Below are 22,770 nucleotides of genomic sequence, written 5' to 3' on the forward strand. Positions count from 1 at the left end.
ATGGCATATCAGCAGATGGCCTATCTATATGACAAACTAATGGAAGAGGCACCATACGACCAATGGCTAAATTTCACACTGGAAGCCTTTCGAAATCACGGAAAAAATATCAATACTGTCGCTGATCTTGGGTGTGGCACGGGTGTAATCACATCAAGGCTGGCAAATGAAGGCTATCGGCTGACTGGTGTGGATTATTCAGCAGATATGCTCACATATGCAGAGCATACAGCTAACGAGCAAAATGTATCTGTTCAATGGCTTAAGCAAGACTTAAGAGAACTGCAGGGGCTGGAAAATTTTGATGCTGCAGTCAGCTATTGTGATGTAATCAATTATATTACTGCTGAAGCTGAATTGGAGGGAGCTTTCAATAATATTGCAAATATATTAAAGGCTGGAGGGTTGTTTCTTTTCGATGTACATTCCCTATTCCATGTCCAGCATAATTTTATAAATCAGACATTTGCTGACGTAATGGAAGACACTTCCTATATCTGGTTTTGTATGGAAGGGGACCATCTAGGCGAAATGTATCATGATTTGACATTTTTCTCATTGGATGGAGATAAATACAGTCGATTTGATGAATTTCATCACCAGCGCACTTATCCCATTACTTTTTATATAGAATTATTAAAAAAAGCAGGATTCGAGAACATTAAAGTGTATGCGGACTTTTCAACAAAAGAGGAAACTATCCAAGAAGAAGCAGAGCGTATCTTCTTCCGGGCGACAAAAAGATCAGGATAAATTTTCCTGATCTTTATTATTATTTTATAAAAAGGATTTTCAAAGACAATGTCGAATTATAATATATCCCCTTATTCCACTTATTATCTTTCAAGTAAAGGATGTGATCCTCAAATGCTGCATCAGCTTAAAAAATATTCCTTTTTTATTGTGATTGGCATTGGTATTGTAGTATTCTTTTTTTTAACAAAAGAAAAGAATACTGAACAAGCAAATGCAGAGTTTTCCCCAGTTGATGAAAATCCATTAGAATTAAATGGCACTGAACAAAACAGTGCAGACCAAAACAACTTAAAAGCTATCGTAGATGTAAAAGGAGAAGTGATGAAACCAGGTGTTTATGAAATGGAAATGGATGCCAGAGTGAATGATGTGATTCAAACTGCGGGCGGATTTTCTGAAGATGCAGATCAGTCCCAGGTAAACCTTGCTCAAAAAGTTCAGGATGAAATGATTATAATTATTCCAAAGGCTGGAGAGTCTGATCAAGGGTTAAATGCAAATCCCCCGGGTTCAGAAAAAGTCCGCATCAATTATGCCTCACAACAGGAAATAGAGAGTCTGAGCGGTATTGGTCCGTCAAAAGCTGCTGCGATTATTCAGCATAGGGACGAGTATGGATTTTTTAGAACGCTGGAAGATTTGCTGGAGGTCTCCGGGATTGGTGAAAAAACACTGGAAACACTGAAAGATGACATACAAGTACCCTAACCTATTGACGAAACAGAAAAATGAACGGTAAACTAAAAAAAGCGAAGAGGCCCGTATAGCGATTTACGGTCTGCGTCCACAGAACAGGAAAGCTGCACTGAGAATCAGAACAGGCAGAAAAAGTGTCTTTCTTTTTCAAGGACGTTGGCACGTGATGTAGCAAACTAGAAAAAAGAATTATAGGGGGACATCAAAGATGGAACGAATCTCATGGGATCAATATTTTATGGCGCAAAGCCATCTGCTGGCACTTAGAAGCACCTGTACAAGATTAATGGTTGGTGCAACCATCGTAAGAGATAAACGGATTATTGCAGGCGGCTATAACGGAAGTGTTTCCGGAAGTGTTCACTGCATAGATGAAGGATGTTTTGTGATTGACGGGCATTGTGTGCGTACAGTACATGCTGAGGCAAATGCACTGCTCCAGTGCGCAAAATTCGGTGTCCCAACGGAAAATGCTGATATTTATGTAACACACTTCCCTTGTCTTCAATGCTGCAAACAGCTTATCCAAAGTGGCATCAATACAGTTTACTATGCAGAAGACTACAAAAATCATGAATATGCTGTAGAGCTTTTTAAAGAAGCAGGAGTGGAAACAAAGAAAGTAGAACTTGATTATTTAGCAGTAGATACAAACTATAAGGCAAAAAATGACTTTATTAAAAGTTTATTTAATAAAATGGAATCATTGCAAAGCGATAAACAGGAGTTTGCTGAATTAAAAAAAGAAGCAGAAACTTTATTTAAGTTATGAGGAAGCTTTTAATTGCAGATCCATTTTTATGACAAGTGGCAATACGATATTACTCTAATATAATGAAAGTAATCAGGTGAATGCAAAGTGAGAGGACATTGGCATTTTATTGCGATTGCCGTAACAATAAGCTTTTTAACAATCAGCTTAGAAACTTTTTGGTTTTCGGCGGGTTTGTTAATATGGCTGTTTTACCTGTTTTATAATGAAAGGATAAGAAGGCTGGTCGTACTGGTTTCAATAGCCTTCTTCCTGTTTTTTTATATGTATATCCCCGATATAAATAATGTGACAACCGCAGAATACCCCAAGGAAATAAACCAGATTTCCGGTAAAATCACCGGTCCCATCCATGCTTCCAATAAAAAGGTTGACTTCAAATTTGAAAACCCATCAAACACCTCATTCATGATCATTTATTTTCCGGATGAAAAGGAACAAACCTCAATTAATGACCACTCAACAATAAAACATGGCGCAGTATGTACAATTAAAGGTGAGATAGAAGTTCCTGAAAATAGCAGAAACCCTGGACAGTTTGATTATCAGAAGTATCTATTAAGTAAGGGGATTGCTTACCAGGTGAAAGTCAAATCACTAAATGACATCAATTGTACAGGTTCTTCACCATTAAACAGAATTTTTACTATCAGAGATAATTTGCTGGCACATGTAATGGAAAACATAAGCAAAGAGACTGCTGCATGGCTGAATGCTTTAGTCCTTGGAGATGATACTCACTTGGATGAAGATATTGTTGAATTATTTCAGCGCTGGAGTTTATCGCATATTCTGGCAATATCAGGCCTGCATATTGGTCTGGTGGTTGGTTTCGTATATTTTCTGTTAATCAAACTTAATCTGGTAACGAAAGAAAAAGCCCAATGGCTGATGATCTTATTCTTGCCTGTCTATGCCGTAATTGCAGGTGGAGAACCCTCTGTATGGCGTTCTGCCACAATGGTACTTCTGTTCATCATCATTAGAAAAATAAGACTGGATTTTAGTGTGACAGATATTTTAAGTATTGTTTTTCTGCTGTTAATTCTAGTTGATAAATATATTGTATATCATGTAGGCTTTCAGCTTTCCTTTGTGGTTACATTTGGTTTGCTTCTTTCCAGACAATGGATCTCCCAAACGAATTCTGCATTATTACAGGTTTTTTATATAAGCTTCGTAGCACAACTGATGATATTGCCGCTTCAGCTGGCCTACTTTTATACATTTCAACCTTTGTCCATCATACTGAATGTATTAGTTGTTCCTTATTTTTCACTGTTTGTTATACCATTTATGTTTATTATGCTAATGCTGTCCCCATTTCCAATAATCGCTAATATTTTTGATTCCCTTTTTAAAGAGGTGCATCAAATAGCTCTTCATATTATTCAGCTAATTGACATGTCTTTAAACTATCCCTTTACTATCGGTCCATTGCCAATCCTGTCAGCTGTTTTGTTTTATGTACTTTATTATATGTTCATGAACAAACTGCAAAAGCAAAAATCAATACAGGCGTTTTTATTTGGACTCGGAATCACAGTGTTAGTGATTGGTATGGCAGTCAGGCCATATTTATCACCGGAAGGAAGAGTAACTATGCTGGATATTGGCCAGGGAGATGCTTTTGTTATTGAGCTGCCTTACCGGGAGGGTGTTATATTCATTGATGCGGGGGCGCGCTTTTCTTTTACAGATAAGCAGCCTAATGACAGTGTATACAAACAAATTATTAAGCCATATTTGTTCTCAAGGGGCATTGGTTATGTTGATCATCTGTTTTTAACACATGAGGACATCGATCATATGGGGAGTGCAGTAAGCCTCGTGAAGGAATTCGATATAAAAAAAGTAACTGTCAGCCCTTTTTATGCTTTTACAGATGAAATGAAGCCTGTTTTGCAAAATAATTGGATTGAATTGCAGCAGGTGGAAAGAAGCGACAAAGTAATTATCGGTACACAAACTTTCCATGTTCTTGCACCTTACAAAAATAAATTATCTGCAAATGAGAATTCTCTGGTTTTATTTACAAACATGGGGGGTGAAAACTGGCTGTTTACTGGGGATATTGGAAAAGAAGAAGAAAATGAATTAATAAAAACATATCCGAATTTATCTGTAGATATCCTTAAAATTGCCCACCATGGCAGTAATACCTCAACAGACGAATCATTTATCAATCAGGTGAAGCCATTATATGGATTAATCTCCGTTGGCCGGAACAATATGTTTGGTCATCCTGCACCTGGAGTTACGGAGACATTGGAAGGTGCGAATGTTCAAATTCTGCGTACAGACATAAATGGGGCAGTACAATTTCAGTACAAAGGCAATAATGGAACATTTTTTAAATATATTCCATAGTATAGAAGCAGCGAGTGAACTTTGGAAGACAAAGCACGAACGAATAGATGTTTGGTTAGATTAAGAAGGTAGGGAAGACCACTGCAGCTTTAGCGATTGTGCTGGACGTGGCTCACCTTACAACGAACAAAAAAGCGCCTGAATTTTTAAACTTTTTTATCATGAGCAAAAAAGAGACTGAGGTTAGTCAGTCTCTTTCGTTTGGATTAGTTAAGTATTTATTATTGACCGATAACACTAATTGCAGAACCGATTGCAAATACTAAGACAAAGAAAATAAATGAGAAACCAAAACCTTTAATAGAGTCAACTACATCATTATTTTTTGCTTGTGGATCTTTTTCGAATTCGTTCACATCTACCCCTCCTATATCATCATTAGTATAAATTAATTTTATAAAAAAATCCACTTAAGTTTAAAATTTGTCACAGATAATATACTTCTGGCATATTTAGAAAGACTTAACAACTATACTTTTATCTGTCGGGGACAATCTATAAATACAGCCTGTAAAAGGATTTAATCCTTTTTACCGGTACAAATATCGTTTAATATATAGTTTCTAGAGCTGTATAGTAGACGTTTATATAGATCTGGAGGGAAATATTGAAGTGTTTGTTTCCCTCCAACTTTTGCTTGCTATTATCGAACTTACGTTTTACCATTATACTATAGATGTACATAGTGGAGGGTTGAACTTGAGTTATTTGGAAACACTGCAGCAAATTAAGAAGGGAAAGATAACCCCAATTTTTTTTCTCTATGGTTCGGAAAGTTATTTTATTCAAAATTTGAAAAGTCAAATCATAAAAGAAGTTTTACAGGGTGATGATGAAAATCTCTCCATTTACGATTTAGAGGAGACTCCAATACAGGAGGTTATTGCGGATGTGGAAACTTATCCTTTTTTTGGGGAAAAGAAATTAATCATTGCCAATAATCCGGGGTTTCTAAAGGCAAAACCGGATAAATTGCCTTTTGAACATGATTTAGACAGCCTGCAGAATTATCTCGAATCGCCTGTTGATTATTCTGTACTTGTCATCATTGCCGAATATGAAAAAATTGATGAACGAAAAAAGATAAGCAAATTACTGAAAAAGCATGCAACTGTTGCACTTTGTCATCCAATTAAGGAATACGAATTATCGAAATGGATTAATAATCTTGCAATGGAATTAAATGTCACAATTGCTGCGGATGCATATGAAATATTTGAAACAGAGCTTACGGCCAATCTTCAATTGCTGGAGACGGAGTTGACGAAACTGGCTTTGTATGTCGGTGAAAACGGCCTTATTACAAAAGAAATAGCTGAAGATTTAATTGCCCATACATCTAACAGCTCCTCATTAAGACTTGCAGATGCTGTAATTGAACGAAATTTACATAAAGCAATTGCAATATATAAGGACCTGGAAAAAATGAAGGAAGAACCAATCGCATTAATTGGTCTGCTTGCATTTCAATTTCGAACGATACTGCGTGTTAAGCTCCTGAAACTTAAGGGATATACACAATCGCAGATGCAGAAACAGATTGGGGGACATCCTTATGTAATTAAAATAGCACTTACTAGAGAAAAAAGATTTACCGTTGAAAAATTACAGGATATTATCAATAAATTAGCCAATGCGGATGCCACAATGAAACAGGGCGGAATGGAAAAAGGCCTGGCATTTGAATTATTATTGTATGATTTAGTTTCATAATAAAAAACGATCCTTTAGCGAAGGATCGTTTTTTTTATGGAAAGAAATTGTCATCCCGGTGTGATTCTTATGCACCAAGCTCGTTTACTTTTTTAGCAAGACGTGATTTTTGACGGTTGCCATTATTTTCGTGAATAATTCCTTTTTGAACAGCTTTGTCAATATGCTTTGTTGTAGTCAGAAGAGCAGCTTTTGCTTGTTCAGCGTCTTTTGCTTCAATTAAATTCTCAACACGTTTAATTTGTGTACGCATTTCAGATTTTTGTGCATTATTGTTAGCACGTTTTTTATTGTTTGTATCAACACGTTTAATTGCAGATTTAATATTAGCCATTATTTCACCTCCTAAGTATTTTCATACCTGAATAATCATTTAATCATTATCCTCATATTAAAGCAATGGCTATGCCCATTTGCACTGATAGTGGACAAGAGTCATTTTACCAAACACAGGGCATGTTTTCAATATTTTTCTTTTATATAGCTGAAATTGTATGTTTTTGGCTAATTTGTAAAATCTAATAGAGGATGTTCAAAATGGTACCAAATTATTTGAAAAGTTTTCAGCTGAAAGGATGGATAAATGTGGAGGAAAAAGAGCAAGTATTTCAAGTGAGAACAGACTTAGCCACAGAAGCCAGAGATATGTATGTTGAAACAGAAGAAAAAAAAGAGCAGCAGGAAATCAAGGGTGTAACGGTAAAAGAACGAGAACAAGATAATATAAAGGTTTCTTATGTAGATATTGATCAGCACGGTGCAAAGTTATTAGGAAAAAAAGCAGGCTCGTATGTAACGATTTATGCGGATGGTGTTAAAAGGCAGGATACAGCGAGACAAGAAGCAGCAGCAAAAATCCTGGCAAAAGAACTGGAGCAGCTGATTATTAAAAATAATGTTCCGGCTGACGGGACTGGATTGATTGTTGGGCTGGGAAACTGGAATGTTACACCGGATGCCTTAGGGCCAATGACGGCTGAAAAGGTGCTTGTTACCAGTCATCTGTTTAAGCTTGAGCACGAATCCGTCGCACAGGGATACCGTCCTGTAGCGGCTGTAACCCCGGGGGTAATGGGTGTAACTGGTATGGAAACGAGCGATATCATCTTTGGAATCGTAGAAAAATTCAATCCTGATTTTGTCATTGCAATTGATGCGCTTGCATCCAGGTCCATTGAGCGAATTAATGAAACGATTCAGCTCTCAGATTCAGGTATCCATCCTGGTTCAGGAGTCGGAAATAAACGAAAGGAATTAAGCAAAGAAACATTGGGAATTCCTGTTGTTGCAATTGGAGTTCCAACAGTAGTTGATGCTGTAACAATTACAAGTGATACTATTGATTTTCTTTTGAAGCATTTTGGGCGTGAATGGAAAGAAAAGGACGATCCTTCTAAGTCACTGGCTCCTGCAAGTTTTGCATTTGGTGAAAAAAATTTAACAGAAGAAGATTTGCCAAACGAAGAAAAAAGAAATACGTTCCTTGGAATAGTAGGAAATTTATCAGAAGAGGAAAAACGGCAGCTTATATCAGAAGTATTAACACCTATTGGTCATAATCTAATGGTAACACCAAAAGAAGTAGATGGCTTTATGATAGATATGGCAAACGTTATTGCGAATGGAGTGAATGCAGCATTGCACGAAAATGTTGATGTAGATAACTTTGCTTCTTATACAAGATAGAAACTTTCAAAGCTCTATCAATTCTCTCTAGTTTTAGAAAGATGTGTTCTAGTTCCTGTAGTTATGACATAGATTTTAACTATAAGTCACTACTTCAGGAAGGGTGGAACCATGCGTTTTGGACATATGCAGGATGACGGCCGAAAAAGAAGAAAGCTTTATTTTAAAAGGGGCGGCATTTATTTTGTCAGTATCGTTGTTCTTTTTGTATCCATTGGCATTTTAACAACGATAAAACCTGCTTATCGTCTATCCTCCAATGCTATTACAGAATGGACAAGGGATATTGACAGTTCATTATTTCTACATTTATTAGGAATGGAAAACAAACTATTTAAACAAGCAAATTCGGAAGAAAATATATTGCCTGATTTAACAGATGTTTTTTTTCAATTAGCAACCAGTTTAAAACCAAATGATCCAAGAAGCCTCTTGGGAAATGAATTACCTGGTTTTTCAATTTTTGACAGTCAAATACTGATCGCCGGAGAAGGTACGAATTATACGAACTTTCCCTTTGAATCTTCACCGCCATTGGAAGAGGTTTTAAAAGAAAGAGAAGCAGTTGTAGAAGAAAACGAAATGGAAGAAATACAGGAGAAGCAGGATAAACCGGAAATTGCTCAGACTACCGGAGAGCGAGATGTTGTATTTATTTACAATACACATAATCGTGAATCGTTTCTTCCTCATTTGCCGGGTGTCAGTGACTCAAATTCAGCCCAGCATAAAGAGGTTAACATTACTAAAGTAAGTGATCGATTGGCCAAATCCCTCGAGGCAAATGGTATTGGGACGATGGTTGATGATACAGATATAATGAATTCACTTAATGAAAAGGGATGGAAGTTCTCTCAAGCCTATAAAGCTTCAAGGGATGTTGTAACAGAAGCATTTAACACGAATAAAGACATTCAGTATGTATTTGACCTTCATCGTGATGCTGTGCCCAGAGAGCACACTACCAAAGAAATAAACGGAGAAACGTATGCAAGAATTATGATTGTTGTTGGACTGGAACACCCGGGTCATGAAAAAAACTTAAAATTAGCAACCGAACTGCATTATATGCTTGAAGAAAAATATCCTGGTATCAGCAGGGGAGTTTATCCAAAACAGGGACCCAGAGTGGATGGTGTGTATAATCAGGATCTATCAGATAATGCGCTTGTGTTGGAATTTGGAGGCGTAGGGAACAACCTTGATGAGTTATATCGATCGGCAGATGCCCTGGCAGATGTCTTTGGTGAGTTTTATTGGGACGCTGAGAAAGTAGATGCAGAACCATAGGAGGTTATGAATATGATCCGGTCCATCATTTTTTTATTATTATTTGCTCTCTTCTTTTTAACAGGCATGCTTTATGGAATGGACAGAGAAAACTATGCAATGCCGGATGATTCAGTAAATCAGTCAGAATCAGTTCCGGTTACTATATCTGAAAAACCTGAGGTTACAGAGGATACTGTTAATGAAGCAGTTGCCAATCAAGATTTACATTCATTAAACAATGAACCGGTACATTTCACGGAAAAAGCTGCTTCATTTCTTGAAGCTGGCGTAAAGGTTTTTTACGATATTGTTGTTCAAATTCTCTATCAGATTTCACAACTATTTTTCTGATAATTAAAAACACTAGTATAGAACAATTATGATTGGATCCTTGTTAAGAAAAATGAAGGATCTATTTTATTTTTATCGTATTCAATTAGCTCCCTATGCTTTTGTTCTTGAATATAAACCTTTCAATTGCTATAATCAGTCTAGTTAACGACGATGAAATTTAAGCTTTTATCCATATGGTAAAAGACATGTAGGAGTGAACATCACTTATGGTGAAAAAACAAAGAAATGTACGTAATTTTTCGATTATAGCACATATCGATCATGGGAAATCCACCTTAGCTGACCGTATATTGGAAAACACCAAAGCGCTCACACAGCGTGAAATGAAAGAACAATTCCTTGATGCGATGGATTTGGAACGTGAACGGGGAATCACTATTAAATTGAATGCAGTTCAATTGCACTACACCAGCAAAAATGACGAAGAATTTATTTTTCATTTAATTGATACACCAGGGCACGTCGATTTTACATATGAAGTTTCGCGAAGTCTTGCAGCTTGTGAAGGAGCGATACTTGTTGTTGATGCTGCACAAGGTATTGAGGCCCAGACCTTGGCGAACGTATATCTTGCTTTGGATAACGAGTTGGAAATAATCCCAGTTATTAATAAAATTGATTTGCCAAGTGCGGATCCTGAACGTGTGAAAAAAGAACTTGAAGATGTTATAGGAATTAATCCTGATGACGTTATACTAGCCTCTGCAAAATCTAATATCGGTATCGATGAAATACTTGAACGTATCACAGATGCAATCCCAGCTCCTGTTGGTAATGAAGAGGAACCTTTAAAAGCTCTTATTTTCGATTCATTGTATGATCCTTATCGTGGTGTTATTGCATATGTTTGTATCAAAGAAGGTTCAGTAAAAGTCGGCGATAAAATAAAAATGATGGCAACAGATAAAGAATTTGAGGTTAATGAAGTTGGTGTATTTACACCGAAGCCTGTTGGTCAGAGTGAGTTAACCGTAGGAGATGTAGGTTATTTAACAGCTTCTATTAAAAATGTCGGGGATACTCAAGTAGGGGATACAATTACACTTGCGAACAGACCGGCAGCAGAAGCTCTTCCTGGATATCGCAGATTGAATCCGATGGTATTTTGCGGTTTATACCCGATTGATTCAAATAACTATAATGATTTGCGGGAAGCGCTGGAACGTCTGGAACTAAATGATTCATCACTGCAATATGAACCAGAAACTTCTCAGGCGCTAGGGTTTGGCTTTCGCTGCGGATTTTTGGGATTATTGCATATGGAAATTATCCAGGAGCGAATTGAACGTGAATTCAATATTGATTTAATAACAACTGCTCCAAGCGTAATTTATGAGGTCGAACAGACAAACGGAGAGACCCTGAGCATTGATAATCCTTCAGAAATGCCTGACCCGCAAAAAATCAATGAAGTTCGAGAACCATACGTTAAAGCAACGATTATGGTTCCAAATGATTACGTTGGTGCAGTTATGGAAATTTCTCAAAAAAAACGCGGGCAATTTATTGATATGGAGTATCTTGACGATATCAGAGTTAATGTTATCTATCATATACCATTATCCGAGATTGTTTATGACTTTTTTGATCAATTAAAATCACATACAAAAGGATACGCATCTTTTGATTATGAGATGATTGGATACCAGCTATCGAATCTCGTGAAAATGGATATTCTTTTAAATGCTGAAACTATTGATGCACTATCATTTATTGTACATCGGGACTTTGCCTATGAACGAGGTAAGCAAATAGTAGAAAAGCTTAAGAAACTGATTCCAAAACAGCAATTTGAAGTGCCTGTGCAGGCAGCAATCGGGAATAAAATTGTTTCCCGCTCAACCATTAAGGCAGTAAGAAAAGACGTAACAGCCAAACTTTATGGTGGAGACATTTCACGTAAACGCAAGCTTTTGGAAAAACAAAAAGAAGGAAAAAAGCGGATGAAAATGGTTGGATCTGTAGAAGTACCTCAGGATGCGTTTATGGCTGTATTGAAAATGGATGATGATTAATTAAATAAAGGGACAGGGGGAACTCTTGAAGGATTCATGTCAAGGAGTTTCCCTTTTCCTTTTTGAGATGGTCTGAAGGAGGAAGAAAAAATGGTGGAATCAGTATATATTCATATCCCTTTTTGCCAGCAAATGTGCCATTACTGTGATTTCGTGAAATTTTTCTATAACGAGAAATTAGCGGCACAATATCTGGAAGCTCTGGAGAATGAAATCAATACAAATTTGCCTGGTTCGAAAAATAGAGTGAATACAATATATATAGGTGGCGGAACTCCAACTGTGCTAAGAATAGAACAGCTGCGAACTTTGTTAGAATTAATAAATGACAAGTTTGATGTTTTAAAGTGCAAGGAATTTACGATTGAAGTAAACCCGGGTGATTTGGGGAAAGATAAGATTAATCTTCTGAAAGAATACGGCGTGAACCGCGTTTCTTTTGGTGTTCAGGTGATGGATGACAAAATGCTTGAAGGCTTGGGAAGAATGCATAAAGTAAGTGATGTTTATAAAACTGTAGATCAACTTAAGCAGTATGGGTTTTCAAATATAAGCCTTGATTTAATCTATGCATTGCCTGAACAGACTGTGGAACAATTTCAAACATCATTGAATGAAGCAATGAGTTTTAATCTGCCTCACTATTCTACCTATGCATTACAAATCGAGCCAAAAACCGTCTTCTATCAGCGGCATAAAAAAGGTGACCTTGCTCGCCCCGCTGAGGAGGAAGAAGTACAAATGTATGAAATTCTTAAAAAATCTATGCAAAAACACAATATTCGACAGTATGAAATAAGCAATTTTGCCAAAACGGGATATGAAAGCAAGCATAACCTGACTTATTGGAATAATAAGTATTACTATGGATTTGGTGCCGGTGCACATTCTTACTTACCAGGCAAGCGCATTGGCAATATTCGCCCATTGCCGGCATATGTAAATGAGGCAATGAATAGTGGCAGGCCGATCTTGCAGGTTGAAAATATTGGTTTAAAACTTCAGATTGAAGAAGAAATGTTTCTTGGACTGCGTAAAATGGAAGGAATAAATAAATCTCATTTTACGAATAAATTTGGCTTTTCACCAGACTTTCTCTATAAACAATCTATAAAAGAGTCAATTAATACTGGTCTGCTTCATGAAGATGAAAAAACAATCCGTTTAACCGATGAGGGTATGCTGCTTGCAAACAGGGTATTTGAAAAGTTCCTATTGGAAGATAAAGAGTTTGAGAAGGTTTATCCTGGTTCAGTACATGTTTATTGACAAAAAAAAGAGTATTTGATAATTTATTAATAGCATTAGCACTCGCGCGTTAAGAGTGCTAACAGAGGTGAGGATGATGTTAACAGAAAGACAATTATTAATTTTGCAAGTCATTATTGATGATTTCATCGAGACAGCACATCCCGTTGGCTCTCGCGCTATATCCAAAAAAAATAATGTACCATACAGTGCTGCAACAATTCGAAATGAAATGGCAGACCTTGAAGATTTGGGATATCTGGAAAAAACACATTCTTCTTCGGGCAGAATTCCATCTGAAAAAGGGTATAGGTATTATGTTGACCATTTGATAGCACCAATCAGTTTGAAGAATGATGTCAAAATCATTAAGAACATTATTCAGGATGGCTTTTTTGAATTGGAGCAGGTTGTCCAAATGTCAGCTGAGGTATTATCGGAACTGACGAATTATACTTCAATAATACTCGGGCCAGAGCTGCTTGAAACAAAATTGAAGCAAATTCAAATCATTACATTATCGGACCATACAGCTGTAGCAATTTTAGTAACAAATACAGGACATGTTGAGCACCGGTCGTTTTCTGTCCCGGCTGAGATTAATCCATCAGACCTGGAGAAGATGGTAAATATTTTAAATGATCGTTTGTTTGGTGTACCGATTATTCGATTACCTGAAATGTTTAAAACTGAAATTGCATCATTGATGAAGCAGTATATGAATGATTTTGAAAAATCCTATGACTATTTGCAAGCCGTGTTTTTTAGCGAAAACCCGGTAAAGCTGTATGTTGGAGGTAAATCGAATATACTGATGCAGCCCGAATTTAATGATGTAGAGAAGATAAGGTCTTTCTATTCCATGATGGAGAAGGAAGATGAAATTGCCAGTTTGCTTAAATCTTCCGACAATGGTATTAAAGTAACCATCGGACATGAAAATGAAATAGATGCTATTAAGGATTTCAGTCTAATTACCGCATCTTATCAGCTGGGTGAAGGCCAATTGGGTACCATTGCTTTGCTTGGACCTACCCGAATGGAGTATAGGAAAGTAATTTCATTATTAAAAGGACTGTCCAATGAAATGACAGATGCACTATATCTCTGGTATAAAAGCTATGAATAGATAAATGATCTCTATTAACAGTGGTTCTTGTGGTAGGGGAGATTCTCTTACCGCACCTTTGGAATGCTGTTTTATTGAATAAGCTATTTGTGATATAGTCTGATGTGGCAGAAATTAGGAGGTGGCAATTTTGGGAGAACAGGAAAAAGACAATGTAGTTGAAGAGGAATTAAAGTCAAACTCTGAAGAAGAAATTGAAATTATTGATACAGAAGAAGCTGAAGGAAATTCTGGTGAAGATGATGAAGCAGAAGCACTTCAAAAAGATATACAGTCACTCCAGCAGGAAAAGGAAGAGACATATCAAAGAATGCTTCGTCTGCAAGCAGAGTTTGATAATTTTAAAAAACGGTCACAGAAAGAAAAAGAAGCAGACCGTAAATATAAATCACAGGATCTTGTGAATGAATTATTGCCTGTAATGGATAATTTTGAAAGAGCATTAAAAATAGAAGTGACTGAAGCGACATCCAGCCTGATAGATGGTATCACTATGGTATACAAACAGCTTCAGGATGCACTTAAATCTCAGGGGGTTGAAGTGATTGAGGCAGAAGGGAAAGAATTTGATCCAAACGAGCATCATGCGGTTATGCAAATAGAAGATGATGAAATGGAATCAAATATAGTCGCAGAAGAATTACAAAAAGGTTATAAACTTAAAGATCGCGTAATCAGACCTGCAATGGTTAAAGTAACTAAATAATTTTGTCAGCAGTTAAGGAGGAAGTAGAATTATGAGTAAAATTATTGGAATTGACTTAGGAACAACCAATTCATGTGTATCAGTAATGGAAGGCGGAGAAGCGGTGGTAATCCCGAATCCAGAGGGAAACCGTACAACTCCATCAGTTGTAGCATTTAAAAATGGTGAAAGACAGGTTGGAGAAGTAGCAAAACGTCAAGCAATTACAAACCCAAATACGATTCAATCTGTTAAACGTCACATGGGTACAGATTATAAAGTGAAAATTGATGACAAGGAATATACACCACAGGAAGTTTCAGCTATCATTCTGCAGCATATTAAATCTTATGCAGAAGATTATATTGGCGAAAAAGTAGAAAAAGCTGTTATCACTGTTCCTGCTTACTTTAATGATTCTGAGCGTCAGGCAACAAAAGATGCCGGTAAAATAGCTGGGCTGGAAGTTGAGCGTATTATTAACGAACCTACTGCAGCAGCATTGGCATATGGTATCGATAAAGATGATCAGGATCAAACCATCCTGGTATTTGACCTAGGCGGCGGAACATTTGATGTATCTATCCTTGATATCGGTGATGGCACATTTGAGGTAGTTTCTACTGCTGGTGATAACCGTCTTGGCGGGGATGACTTTGATGAAGTTATCATCAACCATATGGTACAGGAGTTTAAAAAAGAGAATGGAATTGATTTGTCCAAAGATAAAATGGCTACACAGCGTTTGAAAGACGCTGCTGAAAAAGCGAAAAAAGATTTATCAGGAGTATCTCAAACTCAAATTTCACTGCCGTTTATTACTGCAGGAGAAGCTGGTCCATTGCATTTGGAAATGAACCTGACTCGTGCAAAATTTGATGAATTATCATCTGAATTAGTTGAACGTACAATGATTCCAACAAGAAAAGCACTCTCTGATGCAGGTCTTTCAACAAATGAAATTCATAAAGTTATTCTGGTTGGTGGTTCAACTCGTATTCCTGCTGTACAGGAAGCTATTAAACGCGAAACTGGACAGGATCCTTCTAAAGGGGTTAACCCTGATGAAGTTGTTGCATTAGGTGCAGCAATACAAGGTGGAGTTCTTCAAGGTGATGTTAAAGACGTTGTATTATTAGATGTTACACCACTTTCTCTTGGTATTGAAACAATGGGATCTGTATTCACCAAATTGATTGAAAGAAATACAACAATCCCGACAAGTCATTCTCAGGTATTCTCAACAGCTGCAGATAATCAAACAGCTGTGGACATCCATGTAATGCAGGGTGAACGTGAAATGGCTGCTGATAACAAAACGCTTGGACGTTTCCAATTGACTGATATTCCACCAGCACCAAGAGGTATACCACAAATCGAAGTATCCTTTGATATAGATGCAAATGGTATCGTAAATGTGCGTGCAAAAGATATGGGAACGAACAAGGAACAATCAATCACAATCAAATCATCTTCAGGACTTTCTGATGACGAAGTAGAGCGTATGGTAAAAGAAGCTGAAGAAAATGCAGAAGATGATAAAAAACGCCGTGAGGAAGTAGAACTGCGAAATGAAGCAGATCAGCTAATCTTCACAACTGATAAAACAATCAAAGATCTGGGTGAGAAAGTAACAGAAGATGAAAAACAAAAAGCGGAATCAGCAAAAGAAGAACTGAAAACTGCTTTGGAATCCGAGACCCTAGATCAAATTAAAGAAAAGAAAGAAGCATTGGAAGAACAAGTTCAGCAGCTTTCTGTTAAGATGTATGAGCAAATGCAGCAGGAAGCTCAGGCCAATCAGGAAAACCAGGATGGCCAGGCTGACGATGATGTAGTAGACGCCGATTATAAAGAAGTAGATGATGAAGAAGACAAAAAATAAATAGCAGAAAACGAATAGTCAAAGTCAGGATTCTCTTGGCTTTGGCTTTTTTCTCGAGTGGTGAAATGAGTATTTGCCACTGGGACTTAAATGATGATAAGATAAAGGCTATGCAAGTAGTGTATCGGGAGAGTGATTTTTAAGTGAGCAAGCGAGATTATTATGATGTACTTGGAGTCAGTAAAGATGCTCCAAAAGAAGAAATAAAAAAAGCATACCGGAAACTGGCAAGAAAGTATCATCCAGATGTCAATAAAGAAGATGATGCGCCAGATAAATTTAAAGAAGCCAAAGAAGCTTATGAAGTGTTGAGCAATGAGCAAAAGCGTACCCAATATGATCAGTTTGGCCATGCGGGAGCACAGGGCCAAGGCTTTGGCGGCTTCGGCGGTGGAGCACAGGACTTTGGCGGGTTTGGTGATATCTTTGATATGTTCTTTGGCGGCGGTGGCCGCAGAAGAGACCCAAACGCACCTCAGCAGGGGGCGGATCTGCAATATACAATGGTTCTTGATTTTGAGGAGGCTGTGTTTGGCAAAGAAACGGATATCACAATTCCGAAAGAGGAAACCTGTGATACTTGCCACGGCTCAGGTGCAAAACCGGGAACTAAGACCAATACCTGTTCACACTGTAATGGTTCCGGACAATTAAACCAGGAACAGAATACTCCATTTGGAAAAGTGGTTAACCGCAGAGTTTGCCACCATTGTGATGGGTCTGGGAAAATTATTCCTGAAAAATGTAATACTTGTGGTGGAAATGGAAAAGTGAAAAAACATAAAAAAATTCATATCACTATTCCTGCAGGTATTGATGAAGGCCAGCAAATCCGGGTTTCTGGTAAAGGGGAACCAGGCGTTAATGGTGGTCCTCCGGGTGATTTATATGTAGTGGTACAGGTCAGACAGCATGAGTTTTTTGAACGGGAAGGAGATCATATTTTCTGTGAGCTCCCATTAAATTATGCACAGGCAGCACTTGGGGATGAAGTCGAAGTTCCAACCGTTCATGGAAAAGTTATGCTTAAAATACCAGCTGGAACTCAAGCTGGCAAAACGTTCCGTATGAAAGGCAAGGGAGTGCCAAATGTTCGGGGTTACGGACATGGAGATCAGCACATTATTGTGAAGGTGGTTACCCCAACTAAATTAACGGAGCGTCAAAAAGAACTGTTGCGTGAATTTAATGAAATTGGCGGCAATGACTCAACAAATGAACAAGACAACTCGATTTTCCAGCGGTTTAAAAAAGCTTTTAAAAATGATTAGTCATGCTGTCCCGCTCAATAGGGGGAATCCCCCTATTGGGATGGCATTGTTTACATAGGAATGAATTTTTTATACAGAAAACGGGTGGATAATATGAAATGGTCGGAACTTTGTATTCACACAACAAATGAAGCGATAGAGCCTATTTCAAATATTTTGCATGAAACTGGTGCAAGCGGTCTTGTTATTGAGGACCCTATGGATTTAGTGAAAGTCAGAGAAAATGAGTTCGGTGAAATTTATGAGCTTAATCCTGATGAGTACCCAGAAGAAGGTGTGCATATTAAAGCATACCTGCCTATGAACAGCTTTTTGGGAGAGACTGTTGAAGAAATTAAGCAGGCAATAAGTAATCTGATGCTGTACGATATCGACATAGGGAAAAACAACGTTTCATTAAGTGAAGTCCATGAAGAAGAATGGGCAACAGCATGGAAAAAGTATTATAAACCTGTTAAAATATCAAAAAAAATAACGATAACTCCTACCTGGGAAGAGTATACACCTGTATCAAGTGATGAAATTATTATTGAACTTGATCCGGGAATGGCATTTGGCACGGGTACACATCCGACTACTGTTTTAAGTATTCAGGCATTGGAGCAGTATTTAAAAAATGATGATATTGTACTTGATGTAGGATGCGGCTCAGGGGTTTTAAGTATTGCATCAGCTTTTTTGGGTGCGAAAGAAGTATATGCATATGATTTGGATGATATTGCAGTTAAAAGTACTACACTGAATGCGAAACTTAATAAAACGGAAAAGAAAATCATAACAAGGCAAAATAATTTGCTGGATCATGTTAATCTGGAGTCAGATGTGATAGTTTCCAATATTTTAGCTGAAATTATCGTTCGGTTTATTGATGATGCATGGAATAATCTAAAAGAGGGCGGCCTCTTCATAACATCCGGTATTATCCAAAATAAAAAAGAACTGGTTAAGGATAAGCTGCAACAGCAGGGTTTTAAAATTATTGAAATAAATGAAATGGAGGACTGGGTTTCCATTGTAGCTAAGAAGAAGTAGTATTGCTTCCGGAGGTAGTGCAATATGCAACGGTATTTCGTACCTGAAACAGATTGGGATAATATGAATGTCACCATTCAGGGTGACGATGCACATCACATAAATAGAGTGATGCGGTCTAAAGAGGGTGATAGCGTTATTTGTAATCATCCGAACGGGAAGGCTGCAATTTGTGAGATTAGTGAAATTGAATCATCAAAGGTTTATTTGAAAATCCAGGAATGGCTTGACACGTCTGCGGAACTCCCAGTAGAAGTAACCATTTCACAAGGATTGCCAAAAGGCGATAAATTTGATTTAATAGTGCAAAAAGGTACAGAACTGGGTGCTCATTCCTTTATTCCATTTAATGCGGAGAGATCTGTAGTCGTCTGGGATGATAAAAAAATGGATAAGAAGATGAAGCGTTTTGCTAAAATTGTTAAAGAAGCAAGTGAGCAAAGTCATCGAAATAGAATCCCGCGTATTATGCCAATGATGACACTTTCTGAATTAATTGAAGAAAGTTCTAATTATGATGTAAAAATTTTTCCTTATGAAGAAGAAGCAAGATCAGATCATCACAAGTCACTTGGGAAGATAGTAAAGGGACTTGAAGCTGGTCAGAAGCTATTAGTCTGTATAGGTCCTGAGGGCGGATTCTCTGCGAATGAAGCAGAAGAACTAACAAAAAATGGCTTCTCCCCTGTCCGGTTAGGTCCGAGGATCTTAAGAACAGAAACTGCAGCTTTATATACTTTAGCAAGTATTTCCTACCATTTTGAAGAATTGGGGTGTAATTGATGCCAACTGTAGCATTTCATACATTAGGCTGTAAGGTAAATCATTATGAAACAGAAGGTATTTGGAGAATGTTTATGGATAATGGCTATGAGCGTGTGGATTTTGATCACGATTCTGACGTTTACGTTATCAATACATGTACGGTTACAAATACCGGAGATAAAAAAAGCAGGCAGGTTATTCGTCGTGCAATAAGAAAAAATCCAGAAGCAATTGTCTGTGTGACAGGCTGTTATGCCCAGACATCCCCTGGTGAAATTATGGAGATCCCCGGAGTGGATATAGTAGTTGGAACACAGGACCGCAAAAATATGCTTACATACATTGATGAGCATAAAAAAACAAGAGAGCCTATTAATGGTGTAACAAATATCATGAAAAATCGGGTATTTGAAGAAATGGATGTTCCTGAATTTACAGATCGTACTCGTGCATCGCTGAAAATCCAGGAAGGATGCAATAACTTCTGTACGTTTTGCATCATCCCGTGGTCACGCGGGTTACTGCGTTCCAGGGATCCGGAGAATGTTGTAGTACAAGCTCAGAAACTTGTAGATGCAGGCTATAAAGAAATTGTGCTTACAGGTATTCATACTGCTGGTTATGGCGAGGACATGAATGACTATAATTTTGCTATGCTGCTCAGAGACCTGGAATCAAAAGTTGATGGGTTAAAGCGGATTCGCATATCCTCCATTGAAGCAAGCCAAATAACTGATGAAGTTATTGAGGTGCTTGACAAATCTGAAAAAATAGTACGCCATCTGCACATACCTCTGCAAGCCGGTTCTGATACTGTACTAGCCAGAATGCGCAGAAAATATTCAAGTGCATTTTACAAGGAAAAGATAAATAAAATCCGTAAAGCACTGCCTGGTCTTGCTATAACATCGGATGTAATTGTTGGTTTTCCAGGAGAAACTGAAGAGGAATTTATGGAAACCTATAATTTTATAAAAGATATTGGTTATTCGGAGCTTCATGTATTTCCTTTTTCAAGACGTACTGGAACACCAGCTGCAAGAATGGACAAACAGGTAGATGAAGACCTCAAAAATGAACGTGTACATCAGCTGATAGAATTATCGGATCAGTTAGCTAAAGAATATGCTTCTGCTTACGAAAATGAAGTTTTGGAAGTAATTCCTGAAGAACGGGTTCATGATGAGGATCACCCGGAATTATTGGTTGGCTATACAGACAACTATATGAAAGTACAATTTGAAGGAACACCTGACATGATAGGGAAAATTGTACGTGTAAAAATAACTAAATCTGGCTATCCAATGAATGAAGGTACTTTTGTAAGAATTATGGATACAGCTACACATGCACATGCTAAAGCGAATTAAGATAAAATCCGGTCCCAGGACCGGATTATTTACGTTAGAGCCTCTTTGGAAGTGTATTCCCATCAGAATGGCAATAGGCAACTAGATTATCATTAGATTTTTTCTTTTGACCGTGCTATGATGGCTTAAGAGGTCCGTACAACCAAAATGAGAGGAAGATTAAAATGACAATAAATTTAGCAAAGTACATTGATCATACACAGTTAAAGCCTGATACTACCAAGGAGAAGATAGAGCAAATAGTTGAGGAAGCAAGGGAACATGAATTTGCTTCAGTTTGTGTAAATCCACATTGGGTTTCTTATTGCTATGATAACTTAAAGGATACTCCAGTAAAAGTTTGTACGGTTATTGGTTTTCCCCTTGGGGCTACATCTTCAGAGACAAAAGTATTTGAAACAAAACAGGCAATTAAAGATGGGGCAGAAGAGGTGGATATGGTAATAAACGTAGGAGAGCTTAAATCCGGCAATGACCAGGCTGTTAAAGAAGATATCGAAGCAGTTGTTAATGCAGCTGGAAACAATGCTCTGACAAAGGTCATCATTGAAACATCACTGCTTTCTGAAGAAGAGAAGGTCCGTGCTTGCAAATTGGCAAAAGAAGCAGGAGCGGATTTTGTTAAAACATCTACTGGATTTTCCGGTGGAGGCGCAACAATTGAAGATATTAAGCTGATGCGAGAGACTGTCGGAAGTGAGATGGGTGTAAAAGCCTCAGGTGGGGTCCGGGACCTCGAAGGAACAAAAGCTATGATTGATGCCGGGGCAACCAGAATTGGTGCAAGTGCAGGAGTGGATATCATTAAAGGAAATCAGGGTACATCTGACTATTAATCGTTGATTTTACTAACCCTGAAATTGTGAAATTCATCTATTATTTCCGTTATGGGAAAATAATGTGTTGACCAGCAAACAGGAATATATTATACTTTAAAAAGGCATATGACTGTTATAAGTGTATGTCTGTATAAACTTGTTTTGTGCTTCGGAGGGAGGGAAATTAGCATGTCAAATACAACTCGCGTTCGTAAAAACGAGTCTCTTGAGGATGCTCTTCGTCGCTTCAAGCGTAGTGTATCAAAAAGTGGTACACTTCAGGAATATCGTAAGCGTGAACACTATGAAAAACCAAGTGTCAGACGTAAGAAGAAATCTGAAGCTGCTAGAAAGCGTAAATTCTAAAGGGATTGAGAAGCATGACATTAACTGAACAGCTGAATCAGGATATGAAAGAGGCAATGAAGAAGAAAGATAAAGAACGTTTAAGTGTTATACGTATGGTTAAAGCTTCATTGCAGAATGAATCGATAAAGCTTGGAAAAGATACACTTTCAGAGGACGAAGAATTAACTATTTTGTCCAGAGAGGTAAAACAAAGAAATGATTCCCTCCAAGAATTTAAATCAGCTGGACGCGCAGATCTTGTTGAAAAACTTGAAACTGAAATCAATATTTTACAAGAATATATGCCTAAACAGCTTTCAAATGATGAGCTGGAGGCGATTGTTCAGACGACGATTCAAGAAGTCAATGCAACATCCAAAAAAGATATGGGATTGGTAATGGGTGCAATAATGCCTAAGGTAAAGGGAAAAGCTGATGGCTCTCAAATAAACCGTCTCGTACAAAAACATTTAAATTAATTTTAATTAAAGAACCTTGTCATACGGTATGACAAGGTTCTTTTGATGTGGTAGTATTTATATTAACTCTGTCAGCCTCAGAAAAATGAAACCAATTACATAATCA

The 22,770-nt window shown here is 37.5% G+C and carries 22 protein-coding genes; 20 read left to right on the forward strand and 2 right to left on the reverse strand.

The window, feature by feature from the left end; all coding sequences use genetic code 11:
• The 4 genes from CIL03_RS01850 (at window position 1) to CIL03_RS01865 (ending at window position 4,594) form a co-directional block, all read left to right on the forward strand.
• Window positions 1–753, forward strand: a complete 753-nt coding sequence (locus CIL03_RS01850; protein ID WP_094883509.1) for a class I SAM-dependent DNA methyltransferase — start codon at window positions 1–3, stop codon at window positions 751–753.
• A 114-nt stretch (window positions 754–867) separates the two neighbouring features.
• Window positions 868–1,464, forward strand: a complete 597-nt coding sequence (locus tag CIL03_RS01855; protein ID WP_094883510.1) for a helix-hairpin-helix domain-containing protein — start codon at window positions 868–870, stop codon at window positions 1,462–1,464.
• Between the two features lie 196 nt (window positions 1,465–1,660).
• Window positions 1,661–2,224: a ComE operon protein 2 gene (locus CIL03_RS01860; RefSeq protein ID WP_094883511.1), complete on the forward strand. Its 564-nt coding sequence runs from the start codon at window positions 1,661–1,663 to the stop codon at window positions 2,222–2,224.
• Window positions 2,225–2,311: 87 nt separating this feature from the next.
• Window positions 2,312–4,594, forward strand: coding sequence for a DNA internalization-related competence protein ComEC/Rec2 (locus CIL03_RS01865; RefSeq protein WP_094883512.1), 2,283 nt, complete (start codon window positions 2,312–2,314; stop codon window positions 4,592–4,594).
• Between the two features lie 221 nt (window positions 4,595–4,815).
• Here CIL03_RS01865 and CIL03_RS01870 read toward each other — a convergent pair whose 3' ends face one another.
• Complete coding sequence (locus CIL03_RS01870; protein WP_094883513.1) at window positions 4,816–4,950, reverse strand: YqzM family protein; 135 nt, start codon at window positions 4,948–4,950, stop codon at window positions 4,816–4,818.
• A gap of 343 nt (window positions 4,951–5,293) precedes the next feature.
• Here CIL03_RS01870 and holA point away from each other — a divergent pair, with 343 nt between their 5' ends.
• Complete coding sequence (gene holA, locus CIL03_RS01875) at window positions 5,294–6,307, forward strand: DNA polymerase III subunit delta (protein ID WP_094883514.1); 1,014 nt, start codon at window positions 5,294–5,296, stop codon at window positions 6,305–6,307.
• 67 nt (window positions 6,308–6,374) lie between these two features.
• On the opposite strand, the gene rpsT is transcribed toward holA, so the two are convergent.
• A complete protein-coding gene (gene rpsT, locus CIL03_RS01880; RefSeq protein WP_094883515.1) occupies window positions 6,375–6,641 on the reverse strand; it encodes a 30S ribosomal protein S20 in 267 nt (88 codons plus the stop codon).
• A 311-nt stretch (window positions 6,642–6,952) separates the two neighbouring features.
• On the opposite strand from rpsT, the gene gpr reads away from it, so the two are divergent.
• The 15 genes from gpr to CIL03_RS01955 all read left to right on the forward strand — a co-directional run bounded on the left by gpr (window position 6,953) and on the right by CIL03_RS01955 (window position 22,664).
• On the forward strand, window positions 6,953–7,993 hold the full coding sequence (gpr, locus tag CIL03_RS01885; protein WP_420855380.1) for a GPR endopeptidase: 1,041 nt from the start codon (window positions 6,953–6,955) through the stop codon (window positions 7,991–7,993).
• A 111-nt stretch (window positions 7,994–8,104) separates the two neighbouring features.
• A complete protein-coding gene (spoIIP, locus tag CIL03_RS01890; RefSeq protein ID WP_240507979.1) occupies window positions 8,105–9,283 on the forward strand; it encodes a stage II sporulation protein P in 1,179 nt (392 codons plus the stop codon).
• A 12-nt stretch (window positions 9,284–9,295) separates the two neighbouring features.
• On the forward strand, window positions 9,296–9,616 hold the full coding sequence (locus CIL03_RS01895; RefSeq protein ID WP_094883516.1) for a hypothetical protein: 321 nt from the start codon (window positions 9,296–9,298) through the stop codon (window positions 9,614–9,616).
• 209 nt (window positions 9,617–9,825) lie between these two features.
• Window positions 9,826–11,634 (forward strand): translation elongation factor 4, encoded by a 1,809-nt coding sequence (gene lepA, locus CIL03_RS01900; RefSeq protein ID WP_094883517.1) that lies wholly within the window; start codon window positions 9,826–9,828, stop codon window positions 11,632–11,634.
• A gap of 90 nt (window positions 11,635–11,724) precedes the next feature.
• Window positions 11,725–12,903, forward strand: a complete 1,179-nt coding sequence (gene hemW, locus CIL03_RS01905) for a radical SAM family heme chaperone HemW (protein WP_094883518.1) — start codon at window positions 11,725–11,727, stop codon at window positions 12,901–12,903.
• A 76-nt stretch (window positions 12,904–12,979) separates the two neighbouring features.
• Window positions 12,980–14,011, forward strand: a complete 1,032-nt coding sequence (gene hrcA / locus CIL03_RS01910) for a heat-inducible transcriptional repressor HrcA (RefSeq protein WP_094883519.1) — start codon at window positions 12,980–12,982, stop codon at window positions 14,009–14,011.
• 130 nt (window positions 14,012–14,141) lie between these two features.
• A complete protein-coding gene (gene grpE / locus CIL03_RS01915) occupies window positions 14,142–14,717 on the forward strand; it encodes a nucleotide exchange factor GrpE (RefSeq protein ID WP_094883520.1) in 576 nt (191 codons plus the stop codon).
• Window positions 14,718–14,748: 31 nt separating this feature from the next.
• Window positions 14,749–16,581, forward strand: coding sequence for a molecular chaperone DnaK (gene dnaK, locus CIL03_RS01920; protein WP_094883521.1), 1,833 nt, complete (start codon window positions 14,749–14,751; stop codon window positions 16,579–16,581).
• Between the two features lie 143 nt (window positions 16,582–16,724).
• A complete protein-coding gene (dnaJ, locus tag CIL03_RS01925) occupies window positions 16,725–17,852 on the forward strand; it encodes a molecular chaperone DnaJ (RefSeq protein ID WP_094883522.1) in 1,128 nt (375 codons plus the stop codon).
• Window positions 17,853–17,945: 93 nt separating this feature from the next.
• Window positions 17,946–18,884, forward strand: coding sequence for a 50S ribosomal protein L11 methyltransferase (prmA, locus tag CIL03_RS01930; RefSeq protein WP_094883523.1), 939 nt, complete (start codon window positions 17,946–17,948; stop codon window positions 18,882–18,884).
• Window positions 18,885–18,908: 24 nt separating this feature from the next.
• The gene (locus CIL03_RS01935) at window positions 18,909–19,667 is read left to right on the forward strand and encodes a 16S rRNA (uracil(1498)-N(3))-methyltransferase (protein WP_094883524.1); all 759 of its coding nucleotides are present in this window, start codon (window positions 18,909–18,911) and stop codon (window positions 19,665–19,667) included.
• Complete coding sequence (gene mtaB / locus CIL03_RS01940) at window positions 19,667–21,019, forward strand: tRNA (N(6)-L-threonylcarbamoyladenosine(37)-C(2))-methylthiotransferase MtaB (protein WP_094883525.1); 1,353 nt, start codon at window positions 19,667–19,669, stop codon at window positions 21,017–21,019. Before CIL03_RS01935 ends, mtaB begins: the two co-directional genes overlap by 1 nt.
• 164 nt (window positions 21,020–21,183) lie before the next feature.
• Entirely contained in the window at window positions 21,184–21,855 is a 672-nt protein-coding gene (deoC, locus tag CIL03_RS01945) for a deoxyribose-phosphate aldolase (RefSeq protein WP_094883526.1), read from the forward strand.
• 171 nt (window positions 21,856–22,026) lie between these two features.
• Window positions 22,027–22,203 (forward strand): 30S ribosomal protein S21, encoded by a 177-nt coding sequence (gene rpsU / locus CIL03_RS01950; protein ID WP_019377991.1) that lies wholly within the window; start codon window positions 22,027–22,029, stop codon window positions 22,201–22,203.
• Between the two features lie 14 nt (window positions 22,204–22,217).
• Window positions 22,218–22,664, forward strand: coding sequence for a GatB/YqeY domain-containing protein (locus CIL03_RS01955; protein ID WP_094883527.1), 447 nt, complete (start codon window positions 22,218–22,220; stop codon window positions 22,662–22,664).
• The last annotated feature ends 106 nt before the right edge of the window (window positions 22,665–22,770 follow it).

Origin of the sequence: Virgibacillus indicus (assembly GCF_002266285.1) — a bacterium.
GTDB classification, from domain to species: domain Bacteria; phylum Bacillota; class Bacilli; order Bacillales; family Amphibacillaceae; genus Virgibacillus_K; species Virgibacillus_K indicus.